The following is a 13,202-nucleotide window of genomic DNA, read 5'->3' as shown; positions in this document are numbered from 1 at the left end:
CTTCTGCCCCACTGGCTCCCGCAGGATCGGGATGAGCGGATAGATTGATCACCTCCCTCGCCCTCACCGACTTCCGTTCCTATGCGAGCGCCAGCCTGCCGGTTTCCGGCGGGGCCGTGGTGCTGCATGGGCCGAACGGGGCGGGCAAGACCAATCTGCTGGAGGCCATCAGCCTGCTGACCCCCGGCAAGGGCCTGCGCGGGGCGACGGCGCAGGAGATGGGGCGGCGCGAGCCGGGCGAGGCCGTGGGGCGGGCCTGGGCCGTCATGGTCACGCTGGATGAAGACGGCGAAGAGGTGCGTCTGGGCACCGGGGTGCAGACGCCGGGGGCGGCGCGGCGCATCGTTCGCATCGACGGCGAGACGGCCCCGCCGGGGCGGCTGCTGGATCACCTGCGTCCGGTCTGGGCCACGCCCGAGCAGGACCGGCTGTTTTCCGATGCGCGGGCGGCGCGGCTGCGGTTCTTTGACCGGCTGGTGTTTGCGGCTGACCCCGATCATGCGGCGACGGTTTCGGCCTATGAAAAGGCGTTGAGGGAGCGGTTGCGGCTGCTGACCGACGGGGCTGAGGGCAGGCCAGCTGACCCCCTGTGGCTGGATGCGCTGGAAGCGCGGCTGTCCGAGGCCGGGGCGCGGGCGGCGACAGCGCGGACGCGGGCCTTGACGGCGCTGCAAGCCGGCATCGACGCGCGCGGCGACCGGCCCTTTCCTCAGGCCGATCTGGGCCTGACGGGCGTGGCCGAAGAAATGGCGGCGGCGGGGGCGGACGAGGCCGATGTGGTCGGGATGCTGGGCGAGGGCTTTGTGCGGGCGCGGGGGCGCGACGCCGCCGCCGGGCGCTCGCTGTTCGGACCGCATCGCTCGGACCTGACCGCCCTCCACCGCGAGAAGAACCGGCCCGCCGCCGAGGGGTCCTCGGGCGAGCAGAAGGCCCTGGTGCTGAACCTGATCCTGGCCCAGGTGGGGCGTCTGGCCGGCCAGTCGGCCCAGCCGGTCCTGCTGCTGGACGAGGCCCCGGCCCACCTCGACGAGGTGCGGCGTGCGGCCCTGTTCGACGAGATCGAGGCGCTGCACCTTCAGGCCTTCATGACCGGCACCGAGCGCAGCCTGTTCGCCGCGCTGGAGGGGCGGGCGCAGTTCGTGACCGTGGAGGGCGGGGCGCTGCTTTCGGCTTAAGGCGCGTCTTCTCCCTCCCCTTCATGGGGGGGGGGCGAGGCGTAGCCGAGGGCGGGTGGGGGCGGTTCGGCTATTCAAGCACTGCGTCTTTCTCACCTCGCCCTCCCCACCCGGTCGCTGCGCGACCACCCTCCCCATGAAGGGGAGGGAGAGGGGGACAAAGAGTGGCTTTTCCTGTCAAATTTCCTATATGTTCTCGGTGTCGGGGCGCGGTGAATTGCGACCTGGCGCGGACGGCGGGCACGCCGTCTTTTCCCTGTCCGTTCGCGGACCCTGAGCCGACGTTTTCATGACCGACCAGACTGACGCCTCGCCGGAATACGGCGCTGATTCCATCAAGGTTCTCAAAGGCCTGGACGCGGTGCGCAAGCGCCCTGGCATGTATATCGGCGACACCGACGACGGCTCCGGCCTGCACCACATGGTCTATGAGGTGGTCGACAACGCCATCGACGAGGCCCTGGCTGGTCACGCCGACCTGGTCCAGGTCATCCTGAACGAGGACGGCAGCGTCACCGTGACTGACAACGGGCGCGGCATTCCGACGGGCATCCACGAGGAAGAGGGCGTCTCGGCGGCCGAGGTCATCATGACCCAGCTGCACGCCGGCGGTAAGTTCGACCAGAACTCCTACAAGGTGTCGGGCGGTCTGCACGGCGTGGGCGTGTCCGTGGTCAACGCCCTGTCCGACTGGCTGGAGCTGAAGATCTATCGCGACGGCAAGGCGCATCAGATGCGCTTCGAGCGCGGCGACACGGTCAAGTCCCTGGTGATCACCGGCGACGCCCCGATCCGCACCGAGGGCGAAAAGGCCGGGCAGCCGCTGAGCGGCACCGAAGTCACCTTCTATCCGTCGGTCACGACCTTCAGCCACATCGACTTCGACCTGAAGACGCTGGAGCACCGCCTGCGCGAGCTGGCCTTCCTGAACTCGGGCGTGGTCATCAAGCTGGCCGACCATCGGGGCGCCGAGCCGGTCGAGATCATGCTGCACTATGAGGGCGGGGTCGAAGCCTTCGTGCGCCACCTCGACAAGTCCAAGACCCCGATCCTGAAGGACGTCATCGTCATTCGCGGCCAGAAGGACGGCATCGAGCTGGACCTGGCCCTGTGGTGGAACGACAGCTACCACGAGACCATGCTGTGCTTCACCAACAACATCCCGCAGCGGGATGGGGGCACGCACCTTTCGGCCTTCCGCACCTCGCTGACCCGCGTCATGGGCAGCTATATCGAGAGCTCGGGCCTGGCCAAGAAGGAGAAGGTCGCGCCGACCGGCGAGGACGCCCGCGAAGGCCTGACCTGCGTCCTGTCGGTCAAGGTGCCGGACCCCAAGTTCAGTTCGCAGACCAAGGACAAGCTGGTCTCGTCCGAGGTGCGCCCGGCGGTCGAAAACCTCTGCTCCGAGGGCCTGTCGCAGTGGTTCGAGGAACATCCGGTCGAGGCCAAGATGGTGGTCTCGAAGATCATCGAAGCGGCGTCGGCGCGCGAAGCCGCCCGCAAGGCGCGCGACCTGACGCGGCGCAAGTCGGCGCTGGAGATCTCGAGCCTGCCCGGCAAGCTGGCCGACTGTCAGGAACGCGATCCGGCCAAGTCCGAACTGTTCATCGTCGAGGGCGATTCCGCTGGCGGCTCGGCCAAGCAGGCGCGCAACCGCGAGAACCAGGCCGTCCTGCCCCTGCGCGGCAAGATTCTGAACGTCGAACGCGCGCGCTTTGACCGGATGCTGTCGTCGGAACTGATCGGCACCCTGATCCTGGCGCTCGGCACGGGCATCGGCCGCGATGATTTCAACGCCGACAAGCTGCGCTATCACAAGATCATCCTGATGGCCGACGCCGACGTCGACGGCGCCCACATCCGCACCCTGCTGCTGACCTTCTTCTATCGTCAGATGCCGGAGCTGATCGAACGCGGCCACGTCTACATCGCCCAGCCCCCGCTCTATAAGGTGTCGAAGGGCAAGCAGCACCGCTACGTCAAGGATCAGGCGGAGATGGACTCCTACCTGATCGAGGAAGGCTGCGCCGACGCCGAGCTGGACCTGTCGGGCGGCGAGCGCCGCATGGGTCTGGACCTGCAGGCCCTGGTCCGCGAAGCCAAGGCCTTCAAGGCCCTGGTCGATCGTCTGGCCGCGCGGGCGCCTGCCTTCGCCATCGAGCAGGGGGCCCTGGCCGGTCTGTTCACCGAGAGCGCGGGCGAACTGGAGACGCGCGCCGCCAGCGCCGCGACGCGTCTGAACCTCTACGCCGAGGAAGGCGACGGCCCCTGGTCGGGCGGCCGCGCCGAACAGGGCGGGGTCCTCTTCAGCCGCGTCCGTCGCGCCGTGACCGAGACCATCGTGCTCGACGAACAACTGGGGCGTTCGCTGGACGCCCGCCGTCTGGCCGAACGCGCCGCCGCCTTCGAAGGTCTGTTCGATCAGCCGGGCGTCTATCGCCGCAAGGACAAGTCGACGACGATCCGCGGGCCTCTGGACCTGCTGGCCGCCGTGCTGGACGCGGGCAAGAAGGGCATGGCCATCCAGCGCTACAAGGGTCTGGGCGAGATGAACCCGGAACAGCTGTGGGAGACGACGCTGGACGTCAACGCCCGCACCCTGTTGCAGGTCAAGGTCGAACACGGCGACGACGCCGACGACCTGTTCGCCAAGCTGATGGGCGACGTGGTGGAGCCCCGCCGCGAGTTCATCCAGGAAAACGCCCTGGACGCCGCTGTCGACGTCTGACGGCCGATCCGGGAAGGATCGACAAGGGCCGGGCGCTGCGGGCGCCCGGCCTTTTTCATGGGTGAGGCCCTACTTGCGCCCGCCGTCGATGAACGCCTGGATCGACGGGGGCTGGCTGTCCGCCGCGCGCAGGCCGTCGCAGGCGATGGCCTTGACGTAGGCGATCAGGCTGTCGGGCGGAATATCGTCCCATGCGGCGTCCGGGTCGGGGAAGCGGTCGGAGACCGCGCCGTCGGCGCCGAACTCGGTCTCCTGAACGATGCGGGCCTGACCGGCGGCGCAGCGGAAGACATAGGCGTCGACCTTGTGGCTGTAGTTTCCGGCCGCGCCCTGAACCGGCACGCGAGCGACATTGATGGCGGTTTCGTCGTTGACGACGGCGAGGCTGGCGACGTCGGCGAGATAGGCGTAACGCGCGCTGGACGAGACCGGGTTCCATTCCTCAGCGGCGGCGACGCCGCAGGTCAGCGCGGACGCGACCAGAAGGGCCGATACAGCAGCAGGATAGTTCATGTCTTCCTCCCCAGGATGGGCGGAGTTCACACCCGCGCGAGGAAAAATTCAACGGGGGCTGTTTGCCGAGGAATTGTCGTTATCCGTACCTAGGCTCGCATCATGAGACGATTTCTGTTGATCCTCGCGACCGTCCTCAGCCTTCCGGCGACGGCGGTCTGGGCGGGAGGGGCCAGCGGCGCCGGAGTCAGCGGCGCGCCCGTCGCCGCGCGCGCCGCGGCCTTCGCCTCGGACCGCATCCTGGTCGAGACGCGGGGGGCGGGGCCTGACGTCATCCTGATCCCCGGCCTGGCCTCGACTTCGGCCGTCTGGGCGCGGACCGCCGAGGCGCTGGAGGGGCGCTATCGCCTGCATCTGGTCACGGTGCGCGGGTTTGGCGAACTGGCGCCAGGCGGCAACGCCGAGGGTCTGGTCGGCGGACCGGCGGCGGCGGAAATCCGGCGCTACATCGCGGAAAAAGGGCTGGAGCGACCTGCGGTCATCGGCCATTCGATGGGGGGGCAGATCGCCCTGCGGGTCGCCGCCGACGCCGGGCCGCGCGTGGGCCGGGTCATGGTGGTGGACGCCTCGCCCTTCTTCCCCTCGCTGATCAGCGCGGGCGCGACGGCGGGGGATGTCGAACCCCTGGCGCGTCTGGCCTATCAGGGGCTGCTGCTGTTCGGCGACGAGGCCTTCAAGACCCAGGCCGGGGCCATGGGCGCCGATATGGGCGGCGCCGCCGACAGCCTGTTCAACACCCTAGGCTGGCAAGGCGGCGACCGTCGCACCCTGGCCCAGGGTCTGTATGAGGTGATGACGGTGGACCTGCGGGCGCGCCTGCCGGCGATCACGGCCCCTGTCACGGTGGTCTATGGCTGGAGCGCCGACGACCGTAGCCCGCGCAGCCAGATCGACGGCCTGTTCCGCGCCGGTTTCCGCTCCTTGCGCACCCCCGCCGCCTTCGAGCGCATCGAAGGGGCCGAGCACATGGTCATGATCGACCAGCCGCGCCGCTTCCAGGCGGCGGTCGAGCGCTTCCTGAGCTGTTCCGCCCCCTATCCCTGCGCCGCCGGGCGCTAGGGCGCCGCCGGATCTCGCAACTCGCGCCGCAGCACCTTGCCCACCGGCGTCTTGGGCAGGGGCTCGGCCCTGAACTCGACCAGACGCGGCGTCTTGTAGGCGGTCAGCTGCCCCCGGCAGTGGGCGATCAGCATGTCCGCCGTCAGATCGGGCGAGCGCGGCACGACCACGATCTTGATCCGCTCGCCCTGCACCGGATCGGGCACCCCGACCGCCGCCACCTCCTCGACCAGAGGATGAGACGCCACCACGTCCTCGATCTCGCCCGGATAGACGTTGAAGCCCGAGACCAGGATCATGTCCTTGATCCGGTCCACCAGCCGCACCCGGCCATTGGCCTGCATCACGCCGACGTCGCCGGTGGCCAGCCAGCCGTCCGCCGAGATGGCCTTGGCCGTCTCGTCTGGCCTCTGCCAGTAGCCCAGCATGACCTGCGGCCCGCGCACGCACAGCTCGCCCGGCTCGTCGATCCCGGCCCAGTTGCCGTCCTCGCGGCGCATCCGCACCTCGGTCGAGGGCACAGGCAGGCCGACGGTGCCGTCAAAGCCCATGGTCTCGGGGTTGGCCAGATCGACCCGGCCGATACAGACCACCGGCGAGGTCTCCGTCAGGCCGTAGCCGTCGACCAGAGGCGCGCCCGTCACCGCCTCCCATTCCTCGGCCACCACCTTCTGCGTCGCCATGCCCCCGGCGATGGTCAGCTTCAGGTCCGAGAAGTCGCGATGGCGAAAGGCCTCGGTCTTCAGCAGGCTGGAAAACAGGGTGTTCAGCCCCGTCATGCCGACGAAGCGTTCCTTCCTCAGGATCCATTCCACCCGTTTTGAATCGCGCGGATTGGCGATCAGGATGTTCCTGCCCCCCGCCCCGGTGAACATCATCAGGTTCGCCGTCAGGGAGAAGATATGATAGAGCGGCAGCATGGTGACGTTGCCGACGACCTCGCCCTGATCGATCTGATCCAGCACCCAGGCGCGGCCCTGCAAGGTATTGGCCAGGATGTTGCGGTGGGTCAGCATGGCCCCCTTGGCCACCCCCGACGTGCCCCCGGTATATTGCAGGAAGGCCACGTCTTCCGGCTTCGTCTCGACCGGCTTCAAGGTCAGCCGCCGGGCGCGCCGCATCATGGCGGTCCAGCGATGCGCGCCCGGCAGGCGGTAGGCCGGAACCAGCTTCTGCACATGGCGCATCATGGCGCTGACGGCGACGCCCTTCAGGCCCGGCATCATGTCGCCCATCGCCGTGACGACGACGTGGCGAACCTGGGTCCCTTGCTGCGCCTGCTCCAGCGTGCGGGCGAACATGTCCATCACCACGATGGCCGTCGCGCCGCTGTCCTTCAGCTGGTGATGCAGTTCGCGCGGCGTGTAGAGCGGGTTGACGTTGACCACCACCGCGCCGGCGAACAGCACCCCGAACAGGGCCGTCGGATACTGCAGGCTGTTGGGCATCATCAGCGCCACCCGGTCGCCGGGCTGGATCCCCGCCGATTGCAGCCAGGCCCCAAAGGCCTTGGCCGCCGTCAGCACCTGACCATAGGTCAGGGCCGTGCCGAGGCTGACATAGCCGGGCCGCTCGGCGAAGCGGCGCGAGTCCGCCTCGAACATCTGCGGCACCGAGGTCCAGCGCGCCAGCTCGTCCTCGATGCAGGCCGGGACGCCGGCGCGGTAATGGGCGGTCCAGAACCGCGCGTCCCACAGCCGGTCCATCTCGGCGGAGGCGACGGCGTTTTCGACGGCCAGATCGCTCATTTCTCCACCACCGCCACCACGCCCTGACCGCCCGCCGCGCAGATGGAGATCAGACCGCGCCCGCCGCCGCGCCGGTCGATCATGGTCGCCAGATTGGCCAGGATGCGCCCGCCGGTCGCCGCGAACGGATGCCCCGCCGCCAGCGAGCCGCCGTTGACGTTCAGCCGGCTCATGTCGATAGCCCCCGGCGCCCGCTCCAGCCCCAGACGGGTGCGGGCGTAGTCCTCGTCCTGCCACGCCTTCAGGGTGCACAGGACCTGGGCGGCGAAGGCTTCGTGGATTTCGTAGAGGTCGAATTCCTGAAGCGTCAGACCGAGTTTGGCCAGCATCCGCGGCACGGCGTAGGCGGGGGCCATCAGCAACCCCTCGTCGCCCTTCACAAAGTCCACCGCCGCCGTCTCGCCGGTGCGCAGGTAGGCCAGAACCGGCAGGCCGCGCGCCCTGGCCCAGTCCTCGCTGGCCAGCAGCACGGTCGAGGCCCCGTCGGTCAGCGGCGTCGAATTGGCCGCCGTCAGCGTGCCGTTGGCGCGGTCGAACACCGGCTTCATGGTCGCCAGTTTCGCCGGGTCGATGTCGGGCCTCAGGTTGTTGTCGCGCTTCAGCCCCCGGAAGGGCGTCACCAGATCGTCGAACAGGCCGGCCTCCCAGGCGGCGGCGGCGTTGCGGTGGCTGGCGACGGCTAAAGCGTCCTGATCCTCGCGCGGGATGGCCCAGCGCTTGGCCATCTGCTCGCAGCTTTCGCCCATCGACAGGCCGGTGCGCGGCTCGGCGTTGCGCGGCGGCTCGGGCTTGAAGGGGGCGGTCAGCCCTGCCCCCAGCAGGGCCTTGATCCGCCCGCTATTGGTCTTCTCGCGGTTGGCCGCCAGCAGGGCCTTGCGGAACCTTTCATTGAGCCCGATCGGCGCGTCCGAGGTGGTGTCCACCCCGCCGGCGATCCCGACCTCGATCTGACCCAGGGCGATCTTGTTGGCCACCAGAATGGCCGCCTCCAGCCCGGTGCCGCAGGCCTGGGTCACGTCATAGGTCGGGGTGTCGTGGCCGATGGTGGTGTCCAGCAGGCTCTCGCGCGTCAGGGCGATGTCGCGCGACAGCTTCAGCACCGCCCCCGCCGACACCTCGCCCAGCCGCAGGCCGTGCAGGTCGTAGCGGTCGGCCAGACCTTGCAGCGCCGCCGTCAGCATCTCCTGATTGGAGGCCTCGGCATAGGCGGTGTTCGACCGCGCGAAGGGAATGCGATTGCCGCCGAGAATGGCGACCCGGCGCGGGGCGGAAGCGGTCAGCATGCAAGACTATCCTCAGGCGAAAGGGTCAGCCGACCCCGCAGATGGGCGCGGGCGCCGGTCGCGTCGCGCACCTCGAAATCACGGACGTCGCCGGCAGGGCCCGCGTATAGCCCGACCTGTCCCGGCAGGAAGAGCGGCGCGCGGAAAGCGACCTCGACCTCGGCGGCGTCCAGCGGCGCGGACGGCGACAGGGCGGCGACCGCCCGCGCCTTGGTCCACATGCCATGAGCGATGGCCCGGCGAAAGCCGAACAGCCGCGCCCCCAGGGCCGAGGTGTGGATCGGATTAGCGTCGCCCGAAACCCGCGCATAGCGACGGCCCAGATCGGCGGGAAGGGTCCAGGTCTGGATCAGCCGGTCGGCCTCGACGCCGCTCAAAGCCGGCGCCGGATCGCCGTGGCCAGGTCGGCCGAGCCGCAGGTAGAGACTGGTCCCCTCCCACACCGTCGCGCCGTCGCGGACCGCCGTGGTCTCCAGCGTAAAGGCCTGCCCCTTGTCGTGGCTCAGAAACCGTCCCGGCCGCGCCGTCAGCGTCAGCCGGTCGCCGAGGTCCAGCCGCGCGTGCTGGCGGATGCGGTTGTGCAGATGCACAAGCCCCATCGCCGGATAGGGGAAGTCCGCCCCCAGCATCAGCCGCATCTGCAGCGGAAAGGCCAGGATATGCGGCCCCGTGATCGGCACGCCCTGCTCCGCCGCAAAGCCGCACAGGCGGGCGTAGGCGCCGACGGCCTCGGCCTCCAGAACGGCCTCGCGCTGCAAGGCGCGCTGGGGCAGGACGGGCTCGCCCGGTTTGGCGCGCAGCATCCCGCGCAGGGCTCCGCCGACCACCGCCGCGCCCGACAGAGGGGCGTCGATCCGCTCGATCCCGGCCGTCATGCGCCCAGCAGGCTCTGACCGCAGACGCGCACCACCTGGCCGTTGACGCCGCCGGAGGCGGGCTCGGCCAGCCAGGCGATGGTCTCGGCCACATCGACCGGATGACCGCCCTGACCCAGGCTGTTCATGCGCCGCCCGGCCTCGCGGATGGCGAAGGGAATGGCGGCGGTCATCTGGGTCTCGATGAAGCCTGGGGCCACGGCGTTGATCGTGAGTCCACGCCAGGCCAGTTGCGGCGCCAGCCGGCGGACCGCGCCGATCCAGGCGGCTTTCGACAGGGCGTAGTTGCTCTGACCCATATTGCCGGCGAGGCCGCTCAGCGAGGACACGGCGATGATGCGGCCGTTGGCGCGCATCCCCTCGCCCTCGACCAGGGCGCGGGTGACGGCCAGGGGCGCCGACAGGTTGACGGCCATCACGCTGTCCCACTCCGTCGGCGTCATGCGGGCCAGGGTCCGGTCGCGGGTGATGCCGGCGTTGTGGATCACCACGTCGTAGCCGCCGCGCGACCGGGCGTCGGCGAGCAGGGTCTCCGCCGCGTCGGGCGCCGTAATGTCCAGCGTCAGGGGCGCGACGCCCAGCTCCGCCGACAGGGCGGACAGGGCCTCGGCGGCGGTCGCCACGTCCAGCGCCGTCACCTGGGCGCCCTCGGCGGCGAACAGGCGGGCGACAGCCTCGCCTATGCCGCGCGAAGCGCCGGTCACGAGAACGCGCCGGTCCCGATGACCGGCGCCGGGCTCGCTGGTCGCGACGGGCACGGCCACGCGGATCGGCTGGCCCGAGACATAGGCCGAGCGCGGCGACAGCAGGAAGGCCAGGCTGCTGTCGGCGGCGTCTTCGGCCCCCGGCGCGACATAGAGCAGGTGGACGGCGATGCTGCGCCGCGCCTCCTTGGCCAGAGAGCGGACGAAACCTTCCAGCCCCCGTTGGATCGCCTCGCCCTCGGCGTCGGCCATCGTCTCCGGCGGGGCGCCGATCACGACGATGCGCCCATGCTCGGCCACCGAACGGACAGCCTGATGGAAGAAGCGATAAAGGCTCTGGGCCGCGACGGCGTCGGCGCAGCTTGAGGCGTCGAACACCAGCCCGCCGTAGCGCAGGTCCGGCGACCATTCGACATGGAGCGTCTGACCCGCCCCCTTCGCCAGCCGGTCCAGCGTCGTCGCCATGCGCCCCTTGCCGTCCGGGCCGAGCAGCAGAGGCCCGATGATCGCCGCCCCCGCCTCGGCGCGACGGCGCAGCGGCGCCGGACGCGGCAACCCCAGCGCCCCCGTCAGCCAGCCGCCGACGCCCGAGTTGGCGAAGTCCAGATACCGGTCGCTCATCAGGCCGCCTTCCTGGTCGTCTTGCGGGCTGCGGTTTGCGCCGCCTGACGTCGCTCCAGCCCCGCAGCGATGTCGAAGTCGGCGGGGAAGTCGTCCACCTGGATCGCCTGATCGGCATAGGCGGCGAAGCGGGCGATGAGGGCGCGCTCGTCGGCGTCGATCAGCCCAAGCTGTTCAGCCGTGGCGGCCCAGGCGTTCAGCAGGGTCAGGTTCTGAGGCGCGCGGGCGATGCGGCCCGCCCGAATGGCATCCTTCAGCCGGCGCTCGATGGCCTCGACCTGCGGATAGAGGTCGAAGGCGACCATGGTGGCGGCGATGGGATCGACCTCGATCCGCGCCGACCAGGACCCGGCGGTCAGGCGGTCGCGCGCCGCTCCATGCGTCTGGATCAGACCGGCGACGGCGGCGGCGCAGGCGTCGGTCGGCAGGGGCGTCCTCAGACCGAAGGGCGCGCCGACCAGTTTCAGGAACAGGGCCGCGCCCCGACTGGGATGGTTGGCCAGCAGGTCGCGCCACGCCGTCCCGGCCCGCGCCAGGGCGTCCTGCGCCGCCCAGTGAACAAAGGGCAGGTCCTCGACCGGACGGCCCTCGTCCTCGAACCGCTTCAGCACGCTGGACAGGATGAAGAGCTGGGACAGGATGTCGCCCATCCGCCCGGTCATCGCGCCCTTGCGCTTCAAGGCCCCGCCGACCGTGGCCATCGACAGGTCCGACGCCAGGGCCAGCAAAGTCGAGAACCGCGTCGCCGAGCGGTAATAGCGCCTCAGCTGCGGCGCCGCCTCGCCCGGCGCGGCGATCAGCCGCCCGCCCGTCAGGCTGAAGGTCAGGGCCCGCGCCACGTTTCGGAACAGGAAGCCGACATAGCCGAACAGTGCCGCGTCGAACGGCTTCAGATCGCCCGCCCCCGCCGTCCGCATCAGGGTCAGGACATAGGGATGGCAGCGGATGGCGCCCTGACCATAGATGATCAGGGTGCGGGTCATGATGTTGGCGCCCTCGACGGTGATGGCGACTGGAATCTGCTGATAGGCGCGGGCCAGGAAGTTGCCGGGACCCATGCAGACGCCCTTGCCGCCGACCACGTCCATGCCGTCATTGATGATGAGGCGGGCGCGCTCGGTGACGTGATATTTGGCGATGGCCGAGACGACCGAGGGCTTCTCGCCCTGATCCAGGGCCGCCGCCGCCAGACGCCGCACGGCGTCCGAGGCGTAGAGGTGCCCCGCCATTCGGGCCAGAGCCTCCTGCACGCCCTCGAAGGCGCCGATGGGCTGGTTGAACTGGCGACGGATGGCGACATAGGCCCCGACCATGCCGACCGCCAGCTTGGACATGCCGACATTGGACGAGGGCAGGGAGATGGCCCGACCGGCGGCCAGACACTCCATCAGCATCCGCCAGCCGTTGCCGACCTGGGGCCGCCCGCCGATGACCATCTCCATCGGCACAAAGACGTCGTCGCCGCGGGTCGGGCCGTTCTGGAAGACCGCGTTCAGCGGCCAGTGGCGTCGCCCGATCTCCACCCCCGGATGGTCGCGCGGGATCAGGACGCAGGTGATGCCCGGCTCGGCGTCGCCGCCTAGCAGACCGTCGGGATCGACGACGCGGAAGGCCAGACCCAGCACCGTCGCGACCGGGGCCAGGGTGATGTAGCGCTTGCGCCAGCTGATGCGGAAACCCAGGGTCTCGACGCCGTTCCACATCCCCTTGCAGACCACGCCCACGTCGGTGATCGAGGCGGCGTCGGACCCGGCATAGGGGTTGGTCAGGGCGAAGCAGGGGATGTCCTCGCCGCGCGCCAGACGCGGCAGGTAGTGGTTCTTCTGGTCTTCTGTGCCGTAGTGCAGCAGCAGCTCCGCCGGGCCGAGCGAGTTGGGCACCATGACCGAGACCGCCGCCGCCGAGCAGCGCGTCGACAGCTTCTGGATCACCTGACTGTGGCCATAGGCCGAAAAGCCCAGGCCGCCGTAGGCCTTGGGAATGATCATGCCCAGGAAGCCCTTGTCCCTGGCATAGGCCCAGGCTTCCGGCGACAGGTCCTGCCAGACCGCGGTGGTCTCCCAGTCGTTGGCCAGGTCGCACAGGACCTCGGCCTCCAGGTCGAGGAAGCTCTGTTCTTCGGGGGTCAGGCGCGGGGCGGGGGTGGCCAGCAAGCGCTTCCAGTCAGGCTTGCCCGCAAACAGTTCAGCGTCCCACCAGACATTGCCCGCCTCGACCGCCGCCTGCTCGGTCGGGCTCATCTTCGGCATGATCTGACGGAAGCCCGCCATCGCCCCCCGCGACAGGATGGCCCGACGCAGAGGCCGAACGGTCAGCAGCAGGAGCAGGGGCGCGGCCACCGCCGCCAGGATCGCCGCCGTCGTCGGCGCGATCACCTCCGCCCCCCAGCCCGCCGCGATCCACAGGGCGGCGGTGAGGCTCCACACCGCCATCCGCGCCTGCACGGCGGTCAGGAGGAAGGCCCCCAGGGCCAAGGCCCCAATCCAGATCAGCATG

General features: G+C 69.8%; 9 protein-coding genes. 3 read left to right on the top strand and 6 right to left on the bottom strand.

The window, feature by feature from the left end:
• Positions 1–44: 44 nt before the first annotated feature.
• Positions 45–1,175, top strand: coding sequence for a DNA replication/repair protein RecF (gene recF / locus P0Y52_13835; protein WEK57604.1), 1,131 nt, complete (start codon positions 45–47; stop codon positions 1,173–1,175).
• Positions 1,176–1,464: 289 nt separating this feature from the next.
• On the top strand, positions 1,465–3,903 hold the full coding sequence (gene gyrB, locus P0Y52_13830) for a DNA topoisomerase (ATP-hydrolyzing) subunit B (GenBank protein ID WEK57603.1): 2,439 nt from the start codon (positions 1,465–1,467) through the stop codon (positions 3,901–3,903).
• Between the two features lie 69 nt (positions 3,904–3,972).
• On the opposite strand, the gene P0Y52_13825 is transcribed toward gyrB, so the two are convergent.
• The gene (locus P0Y52_13825) at positions 3,973–4,416 is read right to left on the bottom strand and encodes a hypothetical protein (GenBank protein WEK57602.1); all 444 of its coding nucleotides are present in this window, start codon (positions 4,414–4,416) and stop codon (positions 3,973–3,975) included.
• Positions 4,417–4,518: 102 nt separating this feature from the next.
• Between P0Y52_13825 and P0Y52_13820 the strand changes: the two genes are divergently transcribed.
• On the top strand, positions 4,519–5,475 hold the full coding sequence (locus tag P0Y52_13820; protein ID WEK57601.1) for an alpha/beta hydrolase: 957 nt from the start codon (positions 4,519–4,521) through the stop codon (positions 5,473–5,475).
• Here the strand turns inward: P0Y52_13820 and P0Y52_13815 are convergent.
• The 5 genes from P0Y52_13815 to P0Y52_13795 are packed head-to-tail and all read right to left on the bottom strand — an operon-like array spanning position 5,472 to position 13,201.
• Positions 5,472–7,223, bottom strand: a complete 1,752-nt coding sequence (locus tag P0Y52_13815; protein ID WEK57600.1) for an AMP-binding protein — start codon at positions 7,221–7,223, stop codon at positions 5,472–5,474. The two genes, P0Y52_13820 and P0Y52_13815, sit on opposite strands and share 4 nt — an antisense overlap.
• Positions 7,220–8,506, bottom strand: coding sequence for an acetyl-CoA C-acetyltransferase (locus tag P0Y52_13810; GenBank protein WEK57599.1), 1,287 nt, complete (start codon positions 8,504–8,506; stop codon positions 7,220–7,222). Before P0Y52_13810 ends, P0Y52_13815 begins: the two co-directional genes overlap by 4 nt.
• Positions 8,500–9,381: a MaoC/PaaZ C-terminal domain-containing protein gene (locus P0Y52_13805; protein ID WEK57598.1), complete on the bottom strand. Its 882-nt coding sequence runs from the start codon at positions 9,379–9,381 to the stop codon at positions 8,500–8,502. The genes P0Y52_13810 and P0Y52_13805 overlap by 7 nt, the downstream gene beginning before the upstream one ends.
• A complete protein-coding gene (locus tag P0Y52_13800; GenBank protein WEK57597.1) occupies positions 9,378–10,706 on the bottom strand; it encodes a 3-oxoacyl-ACP reductase in 1,329 nt (442 codons plus the stop codon). Before P0Y52_13800 ends, P0Y52_13805 begins: the two co-directional genes overlap by 4 nt.
• Positions 10,706–13,201 (bottom strand): acyl-CoA dehydrogenase, encoded by a 2,496-nt coding sequence (locus P0Y52_13795; GenBank protein WEK57596.1) that lies wholly within the window; start codon positions 13,199–13,201, stop codon positions 10,706–10,708. Before P0Y52_13795 ends, P0Y52_13800 begins: the two co-directional genes overlap by 1 nt.
• Position 13,202: the final 1 nt, after the last annotated feature.

Origin of the sequence: Candidatus Brevundimonas phytovorans (assembly GCA_029203145.1) — a bacterium.
GTDB classification, from domain to species: domain Bacteria; phylum Pseudomonadota; class Alphaproteobacteria; order Caulobacterales; family Caulobacteraceae; genus Brevundimonas; species Brevundimonas phytovorans.
This window is presented reverse-complemented; position numbering and strand designations above follow the sequence as displayed.

Excerpts from the sequence above, each read along its gene's own strand:
- gyrB (WEK57603.1), top strand. The coding sequence starts at position 1,465 with ATGACCGACCAGACTGACGCCTCGCCGGAATACGGCGCTGATTCCATC.
- P0Y52_13825 (WEK57602.1), bottom strand. The coding sequence starts at position 4,416 with ATGAACTATCCTGCTGCTGTATCGGCCCTTCTGGTCGCGTCCGCGCTG.
- P0Y52_13820 (WEK57601.1), top strand. The coding sequence starts at position 4,519 with ATGAGACGATTTCTGTTGATCCTCGCGACCGTCCTCAGCCTTCCGGCG.
- P0Y52_13815 (WEK57600.1), bottom strand. The coding sequence starts at position 7,223 with ATGAGCGATCTGGCCGTCGAAAACGCCGTCGCCTCCGCCGAGATGGAC.
- P0Y52_13810 (WEK57599.1), bottom strand. The coding sequence starts at position 8,506 with ATGCTGACCGCTTCCGCCCCGCGCCGGGTCGCCATTCTCGGCGGCAAT.
- P0Y52_13805 (WEK57598.1), bottom strand. The coding sequence starts at position 9,381 with ATGACGGCCGGGATCGAGCGGATCGACGCCCCTCTGTCGGGCGCGGCG.
- P0Y52_13800 (WEK57597.1), bottom strand. The coding sequence starts at position 10,706 with ATGAGCGACCGGTATCTGGACTTCGCCAACTCGGGCGTCGGCGGCTGG.
- P0Y52_13795 (WEK57596.1), bottom strand. The coding sequence starts at position 13,201 with ATGCTGATCTGGATTGGGGCCTTGGCCCTGGGGGCCTTCCTCCTGACC.